This is a genomic window from Ruminococcus flavefaciens MA2007, assembly GCF_000621845.1.
Taxonomy (GTDB): Bacteria; Bacillota; Clostridia; order Oscillospirales; family Ruminococcaceae; genus Ruminococcus; species Ruminococcus flavefaciens_E.
Genome location: NZ_JHXF01000008.1, coordinates 24,489 through 43,615, shown reverse-complemented (window position 1 = coordinate 43,615; position 19,127 = coordinate 24,489). Strand labels below are relative to the sequence as shown.

13 protein-coding genes and 1 riboswitch are annotated in these 19,127 nt (G+C 48.1%); of the genes, 4 read left to right on the top strand and 9 right to left on the bottom strand.

The annotated features are described in order from the left end of the window. A complete protein-coding gene (locus T497_RS0104515; RefSeq protein WP_051530529.1) occupies positions 1–480 on the bottom strand; it encodes an RNA polymerase sigma factor in 480 nt (159 codons plus the stop codon). 192 nt (positions 481–672) lie between these two features. Further along, positions 673–4,908, bottom strand: a complete 4,236-nt coding sequence (locus tag T497_RS18650; RefSeq protein ID WP_028514589.1) for a glycoside hydrolase family 11 protein — start codon at positions 4,906–4,908, stop codon at positions 673–675. 542 nt (positions 4,909–5,450) lie between these two features. Here T497_RS18650 and T497_RS0104505 point away from each other — a divergent pair. Beyond that, positions 5,451–7,361, top strand: coding sequence for a GGDEF domain-containing protein (locus T497_RS0104505; RefSeq protein WP_028514588.1), 1,911 nt, complete (start codon positions 5,451–5,453; stop codon positions 7,359–7,361). A gap of 56 nt (positions 7,362–7,417) precedes the next feature. On the opposite strand, the gene T497_RS0104500 is transcribed toward T497_RS0104505, so the two are convergent. From T497_RS0104500 to queA, 5 genes are all read right to left on the bottom strand, one after another. After that, positions 7,418–7,819: a PaaI family thioesterase gene (locus tag T497_RS0104500; protein WP_028514587.1), complete on the bottom strand. Its 402-nt coding sequence runs from the start codon at positions 7,817–7,819 to the stop codon at positions 7,418–7,420. Positions 7,820–7,948: 129 nt separating this feature from the next. Beyond that, entirely contained in the window at positions 7,949–10,333 is a 2,385-nt protein-coding gene (locus T497_RS0104495; RefSeq protein WP_028514586.1) for a hypothetical protein, read from the bottom strand. Positions 10,334–10,361: 28 nt separating this feature from the next. Continuing rightward, on the bottom strand, positions 10,362–11,492 hold the full coding sequence (gene tgt, locus T497_RS0104490; protein WP_028514585.1) for a tRNA guanosine(34) transglycosylase Tgt: 1,131 nt from the start codon (positions 11,490–11,492) through the stop codon (positions 10,362–10,364). Between the two features lie 190 nt (positions 11,493–11,682). Further along, a complete protein-coding gene (locus T497_RS0104485) occupies positions 11,683–12,060 on the bottom strand; it encodes a hypothetical protein (RefSeq protein WP_028514584.1) in 378 nt (125 codons plus the stop codon). A 23-nt stretch (positions 12,061–12,083) separates the two neighbouring features. Beyond that, positions 12,084–13,115: a tRNA preQ1(34) S-adenosylmethionine ribosyltransferase-isomerase QueA gene (gene queA / locus T497_RS0104480; RefSeq protein ID WP_028514583.1), complete on the bottom strand. Its 1,032-nt coding sequence runs from the start codon at positions 13,113–13,115 to the stop codon at positions 12,084–12,086. Between the two features lie 218 nt (positions 13,116–13,333). Next, positions 13,334–13,506, top strand: a riboswitch (Lysine riboswitch). A gap of 101 nt (positions 13,507–13,607) precedes the next feature. On the opposite strand from queA, the gene asd reads away from it, so the two are divergent. The 3 genes from asd to dapB all read left to right on the top strand — a co-directional run bounded on the left by asd (position 13,608) and on the right by dapB (position 16,681). Next, positions 13,608–14,687 (top strand): aspartate-semialdehyde dehydrogenase, encoded by a 1,080-nt coding sequence (asd, locus tag T497_RS0104475; protein WP_028514582.1) that lies wholly within the window; start codon positions 13,608–13,610, stop codon positions 14,685–14,687. Positions 14,688–14,950: 263 nt separating this feature from the next. Continuing rightward, positions 14,951–15,841, top strand: coding sequence for a 4-hydroxy-tetrahydrodipicolinate synthase (gene dapA / locus T497_RS0104470; RefSeq protein WP_028514581.1), 891 nt, complete (start codon positions 14,951–14,953; stop codon positions 15,839–15,841). Between the two features lie 90 nt (positions 15,842–15,931). Then, positions 15,932–16,681, top strand: coding sequence for a 4-hydroxy-tetrahydrodipicolinate reductase (gene dapB, locus T497_RS0104465; protein ID WP_028514580.1), 750 nt, complete (start codon positions 15,932–15,934; stop codon positions 16,679–16,681). 35 nt (positions 16,682–16,716) lie between these two features. Here the strand turns inward: dapB and T497_RS0104460 are convergent, their stop codons facing one another. Both T497_RS0104460 and T497_RS0104455 read right to left on the bottom strand, forming a co-directional pair. After that, positions 16,717–18,420 (bottom strand): glycosyl hydrolase 53 family protein, encoded by a 1,704-nt coding sequence (locus T497_RS0104460; protein ID WP_028514579.1) that lies wholly within the window; start codon positions 18,418–18,420, stop codon positions 16,717–16,719. 23 nt (positions 18,421–18,443) lie between these two features. Continuing rightward, complete coding sequence (locus T497_RS0104455) at positions 18,444–19,091, bottom strand: nuclease-related domain-containing protein (RefSeq protein WP_028514578.1); 648 nt, start codon at positions 19,089–19,091, stop codon at positions 18,444–18,446. Positions 19,092–19,127: the final 36 nt, after the last annotated feature.

Here is a 19,127-nt window from a genome sequence, read left to right as displayed (position 1 = left end):
TTACATATACTCCTTTCTGTATTTTTCCTTCAGCAGCTTGCGCCCTCTTGACAGGCGCATTTTAGCTGCGGAAAGACTTATTCCCATGATATCTGATATCTCGTCGAGTTTGTACTGGTCTATATAAAAGAGCATGAGCGGCGTTTTGTACTTTTCGGGGAGCTCCATGAGAGCTTCAAGTATTCCGCTTTCCTCTTTTTCTATAGCATAACCGTAGAGGAGTTCCTCACTTTCGGTCTTGTGTCTTGTTCGATATCTCAGCATATCATGGCATTTATTTGTGGCTACAGTGATGAGCCATGCTTTTTCATGCTCGCCGTCGCTGAAATCAGGAGACTTCTGTACATATTTTATAAATGTCTCCTGCACAGCGTCCTCTGCGTCGGCAGTGTTTCTCAGAGAAAGCAGGCATATCCTGTACAGCATATCGCCGTATCTCTCGACCGCCTCGCGAGCGCAGCCGCATTTTTGCATCTTCATCAGCTCCTTTCACTATACACACGCATGGGAGTATAATATGGTCACAAAATATTATATCACTTTTAAATAAAAATGAAAAGACAGTCGATTTGCACCGACTGCCTTTCAGGGGATATTAAAATTTGGAGAAATCTTAATTAAGTGTGCCGACCGCCGATTCTGCGATCGGCACGTTGTTATTCAGCTTAGCGATTAAGCACGTGTGTGAACCTGACCGCCTGCAAGTGTCTTGCCGTGTGCCTTAGCCATATCAGAGATGTTTACATTCTGGTAACCATTCTGTGCGAGCCAAGGAAGAACCTGCTCCATAGCTGCTGCTGTTGTAGCGTAGTTCTCGTGGCAGAGTACGATAGCGCCTTCAAGTGAGCCGTTCTGCGCAGCCTGCTTGATTGTATTTACGATATCGTTTGTGGAAGCGTTGTTCCAGTCCTTAGTATCGATTGCACAGCTGATAAGCGGTACATCGTAGAGTGCAGACTGAACTGTTCCGTTGCTCTCGAGGTAAGGAAGTCTCATGAGGTGTGAAGGCTCTGTGCCGATGATGCTCTTGAGCTTGCTGTTGCACTGCTCCCACTCACTTCTGATCTGCTGTGAACCCATCTGACCGAGGTGTGGGTGAGTCTGAGTGTGGTTAGCAACTTCCATGCCCTTTGAATACTCATACTTGATCTGCTCATTTGTCTTGATCCAGCTTCCTACGTTGAAGAAAGTAGCTGTCATGTTATTCTCAGCAAGAGCGTTGATGATTCTGTATCCGGGATCGCTTGTTGACTGAGCGCTTGCACCGTCGTCGAATGAGATAGCGCAGAGCTTCTTGCTAGTGTCAACCTTTGTACCCTGCTGGTTGTTATTGTTGTTGTTATTGTTATTGTTGTTGTTATTATTGTTATTGTTTGAAGTATTGTCTGACTTTCCGCTTGCGTCGATTGTAAGCTTAGTTACCTTAGCACTACCGCTGCTCTCCCAACCTTCTACGTTGAGTGCAACTTCTGTGAGGTTACCAATATTCCAGCCAGCGTCTGCCCAAGCCTTGAAGTGATCTGATACTGTGATAGTACCTGATGTTCTCTTAGACTTACGAACGCTGAAGTACTGCTTGAAGTTACGTGACTGATTGTCAAGGATTGTAGGACCATAGTGATCGAGCTGGAAGATCTCATACTGAGCACCGTCGATAGTAACTGTCTTGCTTGAGCCCTGTGGCTGTGGGCACCAGTTTACCCAGTCCTCAATGATGTAGTACTCTACGAGTGGATCTGTCATCCAACCGTAAACGCAGAGTCTTGAGTTACCCTGTGAGCTTGCTGTATAATCAGCAGCGTAATCCATTACGATCTTACCGCAGTCTGTAGCCTTCTTTGTACGGTCGAAGTCCATACCGCGGCGAGCGAGGAAGTTACCCTTGGAAACTGAAGCGCTCCACTCTGTGCTGAATGTACCGCCGTCGCCAAGTGTCATTGAACCGCTTCCGCCTGTGTTGTCGAGCCAGATCTCATAGCTGTAGCCATCGCTGTCGCCCTTGTGCTGATTCTGACCGTTGCCAACGCTGTACTTCTTGCCGCTGATGTTTGGAGTTTTTGTAGTTGTAGCCTTTGTAGTTGTAGGCTTAGCTGTTGTAGTAACAAGCTTAGTAGTTGTTGTAGCAGGTGCTGTTACTGTCTTGATATTGTCTGAGTAGCTCTCAGGAAGCTTAGAGATAAGACCTAAAAGGTACTTCTGGATAGCAAGTGCATCGTTAGCTGTAACACCGTTGCCAGCCTCGTTAACGTCTGCGTTATAGGAAGCTGTATCCTTGAGTGAGTACTTATTCGGGTTTGCAAGTGACTGCATGATAAGTACAACGTCACCCATATCTACAGTGCCGTCTGCGTTTGCGTCGCCCCACTTGGAAACCTTGGAATTAAGAACTTCCTTGAGGTCAGCGGGCTTAGCTGGCTCAGCTGTTGTAGTTGTTACGTTAACAGGAGCCTGTGTTGTAGTTGCAACAGTTGTTGTAACTACCGCCTCCTCATATACAGGAGGATCAATTGTCTTTGTAAGACCAATGATGTCGTTATAGAAATCCTTAGGCTGATAGTTGCTGAATGGAAGCGGTGAACCGCCGTTCTCGCTCTTTCTCCAGCTTCTCTCATCAGTTGTACCCCAGAGAGTTACGCAGGAGATGTTCTTAGCGTGCTTCATAGCAACTTCAAATATCTGCTTGTAAAGCTGGCCCTGATTGCTCTGATTTCTTGTGATATCGAGCTCAGTGATCTGAACGTCAAGACCGAGTGACTCGAACTGCTTGATAGCTGTCTCGAACTCGCTTGCTGAAGGATAGCTTGCTGCAAGGTGAGCCTGCATACCGATACCGTCGATATAGTCGCCTTCCTTCATTACGTTCTTAGCCATATTAACGAGGTCGTTTGTCTTCTTGGACATATACTCGTTATAATCGTTGAGGTAAAGCTTTGTCTCAGAAGGAGCATACTGTCTTGCATACTTGAACGCGTTAACTACGAAGTCATAGTTGCCTGCGCCGTAAACGTCCTTCCACTTTGAGTAGTTTCTCATTCCGCCGCCGTCGTTCTCGAAGAGCTCGTTGCAGACGTCGTATGAGTGAACCTGAAGCTTAGGATAATTGGACTTGAGCTGTGAGAATGTGTTCTTGATCATGCTCTCAAGTCTCTTGTTCATTCTGTCCTTGGAAACGTAGCTGCCGTTCTCCTTGAAGAGCATTTCAGGAGTCTGGCTGTACCATACGAACGTATGACCACGAACACCGATTCCGTTCTGCTCAGCGAACTTGAGGATAGCGTCAGCAGACTGGAGGCTGATATTTACGTTATCGCCGTTTACGCCCTTAACGATTGAATCAGGCTTCATTTCGTTCTCACAGGTGATAGAGTTGTAGTTCTTCTTGATGAACTGCTGAGCCTGTGAGTTGCCGATCTCGTAACCGCTTACAGAAGTACCGAGACGGAAGTATGGTCCCATGTAATCCTTGAAGCCGTTGCCGCCCTTTTCATACTTATAATCAAGGTTCTGGTGCTTGCGAACACCTGTGTAGTTGCTTGAAGAACCTGTTGAGCCGGTTGAACCTGTGCTGCCAGTGCTGCCTGTTGAGCCTGTGCTGCCTGTTGAGCCGTCAACCTTACCCTGACCGGTCACTACTGAAGACTTCTTGCCGCTCTCGGAAACCTGAACTGCATCTACATAGATGTCGAAGAGGTCGCCTGAGCCCTCAGGAGTCTCGATATAAAGGAGAAGATCTCCGCTGTTGTCAGGAATTGTGAATGATGTATTCTCGAGCTTTGTCCACTTGCCGTTCTCAGCTGTGCACTCAGCGATCTGTGTGTAAGAAGCGCTGTTGCCGTCGCCCTGCTGGAGTGACATCTGGATCGTTGAGCTTCCGCCTGATTTCTGCATAACAGCAGCGCTGAAGCTGTACTTGTTGCCCGGTACGAAAGCGCTTGAATCAAGTGGGATAGCACAGCCGTTCCACTCGTTTGTTCTGCCTGATACTAAGAGTGACTTGCTGCCGTCATAGTAGTTGGATGAATCTGTAGTAACAGTTGCATCTCCTCTGCCGGTCCAGTCGCCTGCGCCGCTCTCGAATGTGCTTGTGAAGTAGTTGCCGTTGCTGTCAGCCTTTACAGTCTGAGTAGGAGTTGTTGATCCTGTTGAACCTGTAGAGCCTGTTGAGCCTGTGCCGTTCTCATAAACAGCAAGCTTCTTTACGTTAGCTGAACCGTTTGAACGGTAGCCTTCGATATTAAGAGAAACCTCATACAGTGTACCGCTCATATCGAGACCAGCCTTTGACCAAGCGTCAAAGTGCTTGCCTACGTGGATAGTACCCTGCATATAGTTTGTTGTATTATTTCTTGAACCGCTTGTCTGACGGATGCTCCAGTACTGAGGGAATGTAGCAGTACCGTCAAGTGATGGCTGATTGTAACGCATTGTCTTAGCAATGTCGTATGTGTTTCCGTCAAGGGTTACAGTACCCTTTCTCTCAGCCTGATCTCCGGGTGGACGCCAGTCGCCCCAGCCTTCTACGATGTAGTACTCCATAAGAGGATTTCTTGTCCAGCCGTATACGCACATATACGAATTTCCTCTTGGTGTGTACTCAACATCATAAGTAAGAGTGATATCAGAACCTATCTGATTGTATCTCTGCTTTTTGCTGTCGTAGTTCTTGCCCATACGTGCCAGGAAGTTTTCGATGTTGCTCCATGAGCAGGTGAAAGAACCTGCGCCGGGGTTCATGGAAACCTGTCCCTGACCGTTCTGATTCCACATTTCGTAATCGAATCCGCCGATATTGCCTCTGGTCTGCTGATCAGCAGCATTTACAGCAGCGGGGATCGAAGGTACACTTGAAGCAACCATCATAGCTGTTAAGCTTGCACTGACGATCTTCTTGAATGTGCCTTTTCTCATGTTGATCATTCCTCACTTTCTAAAATTGATAAACCTAAAAATGATTTTTCCCTTTTCTCGCTAAGTCAAAGCGCTGAGACACTATTTTGTCTCACGTCCCTCCTTTTCCTCAGCTTCTGTTATCATTTTATTACATTTCTGTGAACTATTCAAGTCAATTCTTGCTAAGAATTTTTTGCCTTGCTCATTTTTTGCTTTTTTTGTACATTTTCAGTCACGTAATGACGTGTTTTTTAGACATTATTGTTTTTTAGCTATTTATTGGCATTATCTAATATTCGAAATGTGCTTTCCAGTATCACTTTTATGTCACATTATTATTATAATATAACCATTATAATTGGTTGGAATTATCGCACCCTGTTTAAACTCGCTGTAAATCAGCTTTATGCACAAACAATGTGGTAATTTCATGTCACTTCCTACAAAAATTTTTCCGTACACTGAATTTTTACATATTCAACTTTATTTTTACGACAAATGTGCTATAATATTAATTAATGGCTCCGTTTATTTCATTTCTAAACAAAAGAGGGGATTTCATGGATAAAAACAGAACTAAAAAAATAGTTGTTGTAGTCTCGGGACTTGATGAAGAATACCAGCATAACGTTTTCAAGGGTATCAGCACCTATGCCTACAGCAATAATGTGAATGTCTCCTATGTTGCAGGCTTCGGAGGAATGGTCGGCAGTGCCACCTTTGACATCGGCGAGAGCAGTATCTACAATCTCATTGATTATACCCGATTCGACGGCGCTATCCTGATGACCAACACCTTCGGCGATACCGAACTTAGAAACAGCATTTTCAGAAAAGTCCTCGACGCAGGTATCCCTGCCGTTGTTTTCGAGAACCATGAAAATTCGGATTTCTATGATATAAGCATCGACAACTTCGGTGTTATGAAGAAGCTCGTGAACCATATCATTAAGGACCACGGCGCAAAAACAATAAACTATGTTTCGGGACCTCTCGGCAACCCTGACGGAAAATCCCGATATGACGCCTTTGTCAGCGCTATGGAGGAAAACGGTCTCACCGTTGACCAGAAGCGCGTATTCTACGGCGATTTCAAGAGCTACGACGGCAAAATGGCTGTAGACGCCTTTGTGGAATCGGGACTCCCCCTCCCCGACGCATTCATTTGTGCAAACGACAGTATGGCTCTCACAGTGGCTTCGTCGCTGGAAAAGCTCGGACACAAGATACCGGGCGATATAATGGTAACGGGCTTTGACAATACATTCAGCGCCCGTAACTCCAGCCCTGCTATCACATCGGTAAAATGTCCTCTTTATGATATGGGATATAAGTCCACGGAGATACTTTCCAACGTCATCGACGGTATCCCCCAGCCAAAGAGCACTATCCTCGACGCCGAGCCTGCTCTCAGCGAAAGCTGCGGCTGCAAATGCTCCGGCACAGACGAGCTGGTGGAGTACAAGAAGGTAACTTACCGCAAATCCGAGGATACCAATAACAATATCCACATGATAAACCGCCTGACGGCAGGTCTTGCAGAGGCTTTCACAGCCGACCAGTACTTCGACGTCATCAGCAACCTTATCGGCGAGCTGGAATGTGAAAAATTCACCCTCTGTCTCAGCGAGGACTGGCAGGACGATTACAGCTCCGAAAGCATTCCCGAGACCAATGAATATTACTCGGAATGCATGAGTGCACCGCTTATCTGGGACAAGGGCGAGCGCAGAAAGGTAGAACGCTTCCACAGCAACGAAATGTTCCCCGAGGGCTTCGAGGAGCGCGGCTGCGTGAACTACTTCCTGCCCCTGCATTACAGTGACCGCTGTCTCGGCTATTACATATTCACGAACAGCGAATTCCCGACATACAGTCTCCTCTGCCATACGCTGACCATGATACTCAGCAACTCGCTGGAAAATATCCGCAAGCTCTTCCACCTCAACAAGGTCAACGCCGAGCTGAAGCGCCTTTACGTCATTGATCCACTTTGCAACATCTACAACAGAAACGGCTTCTATAACCATGCAGACGATATCTTCAACAAGTGTGTTGCCGAGGGCAGGCAGATAATGATAAGCTTCATCGACATGGACGGTCTCAAGTTCATCAACGACAACTACGGTCACAACGAGGGCGACTTCGCTATACAGCGCCTTGCAAATACTATCAGCAGCTGCTGCGGTCAGGGCTGTATCTGCGCACGATTCGGCGGCGACGAGTTCGTTTACTTTGATCCAAATGCAGGCAGCAGCGCCGCAGATTCGCTCAGCAGGAAGATAACCAAGTCCCTTGAAAGTCTCAATAAGCTTATCCAGAAGCCCTATGCTATTTCCGCAAGTATCGGCAGCGTTATCACCGTTGCGCAGAAAGATGACACGCTTTTCAGCGTAATAAAAATGGCTGACGATAAGATGTATGAGGTCAAAAAAGAGAAAAAAGCCGCAAGAAAATCCGAAAAGGTATAAAAAAGCCATGAAGCTTTCGCTTCATGGCTTTTTTGTTAAAGGCTAAGGTCTGTAAATCACACCTTGCGGAAGCCCACACACTGAACAGCTGCTATGGGATTTCCGAGCTCGTCCTTTATCTCAACATTGTAGCAGCAGATAGTCCTGCCGTCCTTGATAAGCTTAGCCTCGGCAACTATGCGCTCGGTCTTCGGGACTCCGATGAAAGAAGCGTCCACGTTCAGTCCCACAACGCCGGGCTGCTGCCAGTTTGAAGCGACCGCAAAGGCAAAGTCCGCAAGAGTGAAGTAAACTCCGCCCATAACGCCGCCCATAGCGTTTTTGTGGTGGTCGTTGATAACAAGGCTGCACTTTGCGTAATGGTCGTCTATCTCGTCGATGACAGCGCCCATTTCCGTGGCAAAGTGGTCTCCGCCGAATACTTTCTGTACCTTTTCCAGTTCTTCCTGTGAAACCATAGTTTTTTTCCTTTCGCAGATAATAATTACACGTAAAAAGCTGAGAGTTATAAAGCCGCCTGCGGCGATATGATTTAATGTGAACGAAGCAAACACAGCAACTTACAGCTCTCAACTAAAGCTTGTTTATCAGTTCCAGAATGCGAATATACGCTGTACGTCGTATGCCATTTCAGGATAGCTCAGGTCGTACACATCAAATCGGAACGCCTGATTGAACGCCTGTACTCCTCCCACTATCAGAGCCCACATCGCTGCAAACCACATAAAGCCGAACACAAGATTCTTCTTGGTCTTGTCTGTAAGCCTGTCATAGAGGAAGAATATTATCGCAAGCGCTCCCAAGAGGGACTGCCATGAGAAATCCACCATATAGCGCACTGCATAGCCGCTCTCCCATACAGAAGCGATTATTCCGAAGGGTATCAGCAGGCAGGGCACTCCCACATAAAACGCCGTAAGGAGCTTCTTTTTCCTGCCGCGGAGCTGTCTCAGAGCCTTGAATGACAGCAGATACGCAAACATAGGAAGTGCAAGGAAGAACAGTCCCGAGGTATTCCTCGTTGAAGGCAGGTCAGCATAGAAGAAGCCGCCTGCGTTGAGGAACTGAAAATCCGTGCTGATATTCGGGTATTCCATGGAGAATACGGGCGGATTGAACATATAGTTATATATAGGCACAAGTGAAAGCCTGCTGTGGAACTGCGTCCTTGTGAAGTCGTTGATAGTCAGTGAGTACTGTATGCCGAACTCGAATACCGAGCCGAAACGGTCATAGTTGTACCACATCTGCACTGCTCCGATACATATCATAGGCAGCAGCGCACAGAGGATATAGCGGAACTTCCGCGAGCTGTCCTCGGGCTTTTTGCCTTTTTTGACCGCGCCTGCCGCTCTCGGTACTGCAAGGAGCATGAACGCTCCTGCGGTGATACAGTAAAGCACAAGAGTAGGTCTGCAAAGTACCGCTACGGCAAAAAGCAGTGACGAAACGGCTGTGCGCGAAAGAATCGGCTTCTCCGTACCTATTATGTTGGCGGACAGCATGAAATATACCGCCCATGTCAGCGTCGCAAAGCCTGCCGACATAGCTATCTCGTAGAAATCAGGTCTGCCGATGCTGAACCATATGCCGCTCACCACCTGCAAAATTATAAGTCCTGCTATGGCTATGCCTGTAGGAGTTTTCGGGAAGAGCTTTTTCAGGAACTCCCTGTACAGCTTGGTAAGTCCGATAATGCCGATTATGGCAAACAAAAGCACCGCCATTGAATCAGGGAAGAAATAGCCCGTCAGCTTATGATACGGCAGGAAAAGCAGCACTACAGGCGCAATGCCGTAGTAGCTGTAGTACTCGCCGTCAAAATAAACGTGGTCCCATTGATATTCGAGCCCCGATTTGTCACGGGCGTCGCCTGTATATGGCGTAGGGAACTCATTCAGCTCAGCGCTTGGCTTTTTCAGCAGGCTCGTACTGCCGTTTTCAAAGGCTTCAACAAGCTCCTGAGTCATCTGATTGCCCTTAGGCTGCTTCATTATGTCGATTATGGAGTAGTTGTCAAGCTTTACGAATGTCACTACAACTGCCGCAAGACAGGCGATATCCGTTATGAAAACTGCCGCCAGACGGAAAATGCGCTTGTTTTTGGTAATGCTCTGCTGCATGGTCTTGCTGTTCATCATCAGCTGCCAGAAGACAATACCGAAGATTATGAGAGCCAGTCTCGCCCATGATACGCTCATTGGTATCTGCTGGTTCAAGCCTATGCCCTTTACGGACACAGCTCCGCTGTTAAAGGGCGATACCGATATTTTAAGCTTGCTGACGTCTCCCGAAAGGTGGAGCTGTATGTACTGGGAATGAGGTCTTTTTATAACAGGTCTGCCCTCCGCAATGGCAGGTCTGCACTGCACAGCGCAGGTCTCGTCCATAGCGTCTATAGAGACCTCTGCCGCCTTGGTACGGGTATCGAAATCAAGGTCAACGTAAACATCTGCCACCTCGAAGTTTATATCCTCAAGGGTAAATACCGACGTTCTGTCGCCGCGGACATCAAGCTCGCCTGTTTCGGCACGGAAGTTGGTATCCTTAACGTCGGTGCATTCCTCTGCGGAGAAATACACGCTTTTATAGCTGCCGAACCACATACGGAATGTAGGGGCATTGAATACAGTAGCCTCCAGCACAGCCGCAATGAGAACTGCCTTTATTGCCCATACTGCCGAATGATAGCGGCGCTTTTTGTTCATGGTACAGACCAGAGCCGAAATGCCTGCCATAGCTCCGAGAACTGTAAACGCCCCCGAATATGCTCCCATATTGATTATGTGGAGGAGCTCCGCAGCCGCTATGAAAGCAAGTACAAGAGCCGCACAGAGAGATACCCTGCGAACCGCGGCAAGCCTTTTGCTTACAAGCTCTTTTCCTGTGATGTCGCTCTTTGTTTCATGCAAAAAGACTGCGGTCACAGCGACAGAGACCGCAAACATTAAAATAAAAAGAAAAGTTTCCATAATATCTCCATTTTTCAGAGCATAGCTCTTATATTCTTGTTGCGAGAAGCTGTGAGTATTTGCCGCGGAACTGTTCAAATCTGTCCTCGTCAATGGCTTCTCTTATCTTCTCGGTAAGAGTATTGTAGAAATAGAGGTTGTGCTGTACGGCAAGTCTGCCTGCAAGCTGCTCGTTTGCCTTGAAAAGATGTCTTATATAGGCACGGCTGAAATTGCGGCAGGTAGGACAGTCGCACTGCTCGTCCACAGGTCGGGGATCTGTCTCATAGCACTTGTTGCCCAGATGCATTATGCCGCTCCATGTGAACACAGTCGCATGACGGGCGTTACGGCTGGGCATTACGCAGTCGAACATATCCACTCCCCTTGCAACGGCTTCGATGATATTCGAGGGAGTTCCCACGCCCATGAGGTAACGGGGCTTGTGTACGGGCATATAAGGCTCTACCACGCCGATTATGCGGTACATCTCCTCGGTAGCCTCGCCCACGGCAAGTCCGCCGATAGCGTAGCCGTCAAGATCAAGCTTTGCTATGTCCTCCATATGCTTTATGCGCAGGTCGTCAAATGTGGAGCCCTGATTTATGCCGAAGAGCATCTGGTGCTTGTTTATGGTATCGGGCAGGCTGTTCAGGCGAGCCATTTCCTCCTGACAGCGTATGAGCCAGCGCGTCGTGCGCTCTATGGAAGCCGCTACGTACTTGTACGGGGAAGGGTTCTCGATACATTCATCGAACGCCATAGCTATAGTCGAACCCAGATTCGACTGTATCTGCATACTCTCCTCAGGTCCCATGAAAATGCGGCGTCCGTCGATATGTGAGGCGAAGTAAACGCCCTCCTCCTTTATCTTGCGGAGCTGTGCCAGCGAGAACACCTGAAATCCGCCGCTGTCGGTCAGTATAGGCTTGTCCCAGTTCATGAACTTGTGGAGTCCGCCCATTTGCTTCACCACATGGTCGCCGGGGCGAAGGTGCAGGTGATAGGTATTGCAGAGCTCAACCTGTGTTTTCAGCCCTTTAAGGTCAACGGAGGATATACCGCCCTTGATAGCGGCGGCAGTACCCACGTTCATGAAGCAGGGCGTCTGAAAGGTACCGTGAACTGTCTCGAAAGTACCTCGTCTTGCTTTATTGTCGGTCTTTAAAAGTGTGAACATAGTCGCTCCTCTTAATTTTTTATATCACTATATTACATAAAACGCAAAGTTCAGAGTTGAGAGTGGAGAGCTGAGAGTTAATCTATTTACAGCACTCACACTATTTAGATCCTGTCGCCGCAGGCGAAACCATAACTTTCAACTCTTAACTCTAAACTCTCAACCGATCAAAAATCAGCTTTGCTGATTTTTAATCGAGATCAAATTCCTTGCCTGAATCGGGAGTCCTGTCCTCACGGCGTCCGTAGAAGCCGAGAAGCTCTCCCTTTGTATTTCTGATAGCAAGTATATACATATCCATATTATGCTTCTCGTCGTGCAGTGCAAATACCTTGTTGTTCTTTTTGTCCTCCTTGAACCACTCCACGCTCATGACTACCTTGCTCATCTGCTCATCGTTCATTACCGTTGAAAGAAGCCTGCCTGTAAGCGGCGCTACAGGGGCATAGTAGTTTTCTGCCGCAGGATTATCGTATATCACCCTGTAATCGAGATTGCAAAGGACTATAGGTCCTTCCTCGGAATCGATTATTCCCTTGAAAAAATCATAAAGTTCCATTTCTGCCATTTCTTACTCCTCAAATCAAATATTTATAGTATGCACATACTGTCGCCGAAGCTGAAAAAGCGGTAGCGCTCGGCAACAGCCGTTTTGTATGCGTTCATAGTGTTGTCGTAGCCCATGAATGCCGAAACAAGCATGATGAGCGTACTTTCGGGAAGATGGAAGTTTGTGATAAGTCCATCAATGCACTTGAACTCATAGGACGGGTAAATGAATATGTCTGTGTAGCCCTCGTGCTCAGAGATATCTCCGTAAAAAGTGGCTACGCTCTCTAAAGTTCGGCAGGTCGTCGTACCAACGGCGATAACTCGTCCGCCGTTTTTCTTTGTCTCATTTATCAGGTCAGCAGTCTCCTTTGGGAGATAATAATGCTCGCTGTGCATTTTGTGGTCAAGGACGTTGTCCTCCTTGACGGGACGGAATGTGCCAAGTCCTACGTGAAGCGTCACAAATGCGGTCTTTATGCCCCTTGCGCGGAGGTCGTCCAGCATTTCGGGAGTGAAATGCAGACCTGCCGTAGGTGCCGCCGCAGAGCCCAGCTCCTTGGAATAGACCGTCTGATAGCGCTCGCGGTTCTCCAGCTTTTCCTTTATGTACGGAGGGAGCGGCATCTGTCCCACGTCCTCAAGAGCCGTGAAGAAGTTGCCCTCGCACTCAAACTGAACTATACGGTTGCCGTCGTCCTTTACCTCGACTACCTCGGCTACAAGCCTGCCGCCGCCGAATGAGAAGCGTGTTCCCACCTTGGCTTTTTTGCCCGGACGGCAGATTATCTCCCAGAGCTTGTCCCCTTTCTGCTCCAGCAGCAGGAACTCGATAAAGGTCTGGTTGCCTATTTTCTCGCCGTAGAGCCTTGCAGGGATAACTCGGGAGTCGTTCATGACCAGCAAATCACCCTCTTTGAGGTGTTCGCATAGATTATAGAAGTGGTCGTGGGTTATAGCTCCCGTTTTGCGGTCAACGCACATCATTCGGGAGGCGTTTCGAGGCTCTATGGGAGTCTGAGCGATGAGCTCCTCGGGAAGCTCATAGTAAAAATCGGATTTAAGAAGTTCCATTCGGGTTGATATCTCCTTCGATTCAGCTATTAGACGTCAGATTGTAGGGGGCGATGCCTACATCGCCCCGCAAATTATTTGCGTATTTTACGGGCTGATGTTGGCATCAGCCCCTACAAAGGAACGCCGAGGCGGCGTTCCCTACTAATTTCTAATTGCTAATTACTCAAAAATTTTCAAGAATGTATTGACAATAGCTGATTTAAGTGCTATTATAGTTACAAGGTAGAGGCGCGGCTGCGAATAGTACCTGTGCACGGGACCACCTGTCCTATGGTGTTCAGCGAAAGGCAATGCCGCCGAAGAGCTGTCTTTGGTAAATTCAGCTCTGGCTGCACACTCAACAGGTTTGCAGCTGTCATCATGCTTTTGATGGAGAGCTATCGGCATATTTCGTTTTGATATGTCAACATTTCTATTATAACGCATGATGAGCCGGTTTGCAACCGGTTTTTGTTATTTTATGGAAAAAATTTTCAAGGAGAGGTAAGTATGAAACAGTACAACGTAGGTATTATAGGCGCAACGGGCATGGTAGGACAGAGATTTGCAACTCTGCTGGAGAACCACCCGTGGTTCAATGTCAAGGTACTTGCAGCTTCACCAAGAAGCGCAGGTCAGACATATGAGCAGGCAGCAGGCAGCCGCTGGAAGATGGCTGTTCCTATGCCCGCAGCTATGAAGGACATGGTCCTCATGGACGCAACAAACGACATCGAGAAGATAGCAGGCATGGTTGATTTCTGCTTCTGTGCCGTTGATATGAAGAAGGACGAGATAAAGGCTCTCGAAGAAGCTTACGCTAAGGCTGAGTGCCCTATCGTTTCCAATAACTCCGCACACAGATTCACACCTGATGTTCCTATGGTAGTGCCTGAGATAAACCCCGAGCACATCGAGATAATCAAGGCTCAGCGCCAGCGTCTCGGCACAAAGAGAGGTTTTATCGCTGTCAAGTCTAACTGCTCTATCCAGAGCTACGTTCCCGCACTTCACCCACTGAGAAAGTTCGGTCTCAAGAACGTTCTGGCTTGTACTTATCAGGCAATCTCAGGCGCAGGCAAGAACTTCGAGACATGGCCTGAAATGGTGGATAACCTTATCCCATACATCGGCGGCGAGGAAGAGAAGTCCGAGCAGGAGCCTCTCAAGGTCTGGGGCGAGATAAAGGGCAATGAGATAGTAAAGGCTACAGCTCCCAATATCACAACACAGTGTCTCCGTGTTCCTGTTTCAGACGGACACACAGCTGCTGTATTCGTAACATTCGAGAATAAGCCTTCAAAGGAAGAGATCCTCAAGCTCTGGGCTGATTTCAAGGGCGTTCCTCAGGAGCTCCAGCTCCCAAGCGCTCCAAAGCAGTTCATTCACTACTTCGAGGAGAATGACCGTCCGCAGGCTAAGCTGGACAGAAACCTCGAGGGCGGTATGGCTGTTTCTACAGGACGTCTCCGCGAGGATACACAGTACGATTACAAGTTCGTATGCCTCTCACACAATACTCTCAGAGGTGCAGCAGGCGGCGGCGTGCTTCTTGCTGAACTCCTTGCAGCAAAGGGATACTTCGACTAAGCAGGGAGCCCCCGCGGGCTTCCGCGTTGACGCTTACGGCAACGAATATATTTGTAGGGGCGGATATTATCCGCCCGAGAAAAAAGTCAATTGTAGGGGAGGGCGCCCTCGCCCTCCCGCAATATAACAACAGCAACCTTTCGGGAGCCCGAGGGCGGGCTCCCCTACAGTTCAATACTAAAAATTTGTAACATAATGGGCGAATGCATATAATTACGCATTATGCATTATGAATTATGAATTAGACGAAAGGATTTGAGTCTATGAAGAATACCATTTTCACCGGCGCTGCTGTGGCTATTATAACTCCCATGAACGCCGACGGTTCTATAAACTACGACGAGCTGGGACGCGTTATCGACGACCAGATCGCTAAGGGCACCGACGCTATCGTTATCTGCGGTACTACAGGCGAGTCCGCTACTATGACCGACGACGAGCACCGCGACTGCATCAAGTTCGCTGTTAAGCACACCGCTGGCAGAGTTCCTGTTATCGCAGGCGCAGGCAGCAACGATACTCACTATGCAGTTGAGCTCTCAAAGGAGGCTGAGGCAGCAGGCGCAGACGCTCTGCTCCACGTTACTCCTTACTACAACAAGGCTACTCAGAAGGGACTTATCGCTCACTTCACAGCTATTGCTGACGCGGTAAATATCCCGATAATCCTCTACAATGTTCCAAGCAGAACAGGCTGCGGCTTCGATGTTGCTACCGTTAAGGAGCTTGCTAAGCACAGGAACATCGCTGCTATCAAGGAGGCAAGCGGCAATATCAGCTATGTTGCCAAGCTTGCAGCTGCCTGCGGCGACGATATAGACATCTACAGCGGCAACGACGATATGGTAGTTCCTGTAATGTCACTGGGCGGCAAGGGCGTTATCTCCGTTGCTTCCCACGTTATCCCCAAGGAAATGCACGATATGGTACAGCTTTGCCTCGATAACAACTTCACAGAGGCTATGAAGCTTCAGCTCAAGTACCTTGATATCATCAACGACCTCTTCATCGAGGTAAATCCTATCCCTGTAAAGGAAGCTATGAACATGATAGGCTGGAACGCAGGTCCATGTCGTCTGCCTCTCTGCGAGATGACCGACGAGCACAGAGCTAAGCTTCAGGCTACGCTTGCAAAGCACGGACTTGTCAAATAATTGAACATTATCTTGTAGTGGAGGGAGCCCGAGGGCGGGCTCCCCTACATTATATACGGAATTATATTTTAAAGTAAAGGAGAAAGAAAAATGACCAATATCGCTATTTGCGGCGCTAACGGAAAAATGGGCAAGAACATCTACTACTGCGTCAAGGAGCGCGAGGACTGCGAAGTAGTTGCAGGCGTTGATATCTACACCGAGCAGTACGCAGACTTCCCTATCGTTGAGACTCCTGCACAGCTCCCCGTTAAGCCCGACGTTATAATAGACTTCTCAAATCCTGCTCTGCTGGACGGACTTCTTGAGTACTGCCTGTCAACGGGCACTCCACTCGTTATCGGCTCTACAGGCTACAGCGACGCTCAGATTGCAAAAATAAAGTCCGCTGCACATCAGATACCTGTGTTCTTCACATTCAATATGTCGCTGGGTATCAATCTCCTTGTTGAGCTTGCAAAGAAGGCTGCTTCAATTCTGGGCGACCAGTTTGACATTGAGATAGTCGAGAAGCACCACAACCAGAAGATAGACGCTCCAAGCGGTACTGCAATAATGCTTGCAAACGCTATCAACGAAACGCTTGATAACTCAAAGCACTATGTCTATGACCGCCACTCACGCCGTCAGAAGCGTGAAAAGTCCGAGATAGGTATGCACTCTATCCGCGGCGGCACTATCGTGGGCGAACATGACATTATCTTCGCAGGCAACGACGAGGTCATCACTCTTTCCCACTCGGCTGCTTCAAAAATGGTATTCGCCGAGGGCGCTGTAAATGCGGCTATGTTCATCAAGGGCAAGCCCGCAGGACTTTACGATATGTCACAAATGGTATGATAAAAAGTTATCCCCCTCAGCCGAGGGGGATTTTTTTAACAATATACAATTGTTATTATATCTTCACAAAAATCATCATCAGGATAACCGAGCACATAGCGCTGAAGCTTTACAAGATCAGCCATATTACACTGATTATCATCGTTAAAGTCGTATTTGTAATTTTCACTTAAACTTCCTTCAAATATACCACCATTACTAACAAGTAACTTGCGGTAAGCTACCACATCAAATATATCAATAACGCTATCACCATTCATATCGCCAACTAAATACTCTATCTGCACTATGACTTCGGTAAGATGTTCTGTCGTTGTAGTTACAGGCACGGTAGTAGTCGTTGTGCTTGTTGTAGTGGTGGTTGTCGTTGATGTAGTTGTTGATGTCGTAGTAGTGGTAGTAGTTGTTGTGGTCGTACTTGTCGTAGTCGTAGTAGTGGTAGTCGTGGTAGTTGTTGTCGTTACAACAGGCTTTTTCTGAGGATAGATGTTGAGGAATACGTCCAGTGATTCAAGCGGCTTGCCGTGGAAGTCGAAAAGCGCCTGATTATCGAATGAAGAGCCGCCCGACTCCGTAACGTCCTTGTCATAGCCCTTTGCATGATATGTAGCCCAGCCTGTGCCGTACTTGTCCCACAGCTTCTGCTGCTCGCCCTTGGAGATATCGGGAACTCCCAGCCATGCAGGCTCCCAGTAGAATACGCCGATACCATGTCCGTTGCAGTTTGACACTGTCTTGAAAACATCGGTGACAGCCTTAGCCTGTCCGTCTACCGAGATATCATATCTCAGGTCAACGTCCTTAGTGCTTGATGTTACGGTATTTCCGAAGTTATCGCCATCATTGTTTGTGTACGGGTAGGCAGTCTCAACCACCATAACGTACTTGTTGTACTTGTTGCCGATGCCTGTCAGTACCTTCTGCATATTTTCAAGCGAACCATGCCAGTAGGAATAATACGAGCAGGCAAAAACATCATAATCCAGCTTGCACTCGTTCATTACCTGCGCATACCAGTCGAAATGTCCGCTGCCCGGATTTGCGAAGTGATGAGCGATAAGGATATTCTTGTTATAGTCACGGACAGCCTTTTCGCCGCTGGAGAAAAGGTCGCATATCTCGTACATATCCTTCTCGCCGCAGAAGAAGCAGTTGGTCTCGTTGCCTATCTGCACCATACCGATATCGCTGCCGTTTTCCGTGAGGTACTTCACTACCCACGACGTCCAGTTGTATATCTCGCCCTTGAGCTTGTTGTGGTCATGGGGCTGCCAGTACTTGGGGCGTGTCTGCTTTCCGGGGTCTGCCCAGAAGTCGGAATACTGGATATCCGCAAGGAGCTTCATTCCGTGGTAAGCGGCACGCTTGCCTATCTTTACGGCAGTTTCAAGGTCATTATGACCGCCGCCGTATGTGTTGCCGTTGTCGTCGTGAGGCTCGTTCCATATCCTTACGCGGATATAATTGACGCCGTGCTCCGCAAGAGTCTGGAAGATATCCTGCTCCTGACCGTTGTCGTTGTAGAACTTCACGCCTGCTTCTTCGAGGGAGATGATACTGGAGATATCAACGCCGCGGATAGGCTCTCCGCCGTTTATGCGGCTGTCGAAGTTGTTGAACGTTACCGAGCTTATGTCGGCAGCAATTGCTGTCTGTGAGGGCAATGTTTCCGTGCGCAGCGCCGAGGGAAAGGCTAAGAGAGCCGCCGCTGCCAACGCGATGAATCGTTTTATCTTCATGGTAAACTCCTTTCTTTGACGTATCAGTCGTTTTTCTTGCGTGTTTTTATCCACGCCTTTTTGAGCGGGTTGCGTACCTGCATATCGTTGAAATAGTTATACAGCACGTCCTGATTGCAGCCTGCGTCCCTGAGAGAGCCGTAGAGCTTTTCAAGTCCCTTGAGGTCGGTGCCTATCTCCGAGGGAAACTCGATGTCATTTGCCGAAAAGACAACTGCTCCCGTAACGGGCACCTTGTCGAAGCCGCCTTTTTTCAGGTGATGTACAACATTGTCGATATGAGTTTTGTTCTGCATCTGAGGGTTGTAGAGCTTGTGCGTCTTGCTGCCTATGGTATGGGTGAGGTTCTTGCCGCTGCCTGTTACCTTGCCCGAGATACCCTTAGTCTCCACAACAAGGACTCCGAAGCGTCCGAAAACGAGGTGGTCCACCTCGCAGGCTTTGTTGTAGAGAGGCAGATAGGCGTTGTTTATTATCCTGATATGGTCTTTTTTGCCCAGTTTTTTGATAAATTTTCCCACCTTGCGCTCGGCAGCTCTGCCCTTTCGCTTGCCCTTGCTGAAATGAACGCAGATATAGAGAATGAGCAGCAGTGCTGCAATTGCTGCGGCTGCAATAAGAATCCATGTTTTTTTGTCAAAGTCAAATAATGCGATATTTTCCAAAACCATAATTTTCTCCTTCAAAAATGAATAATCACGGGATAA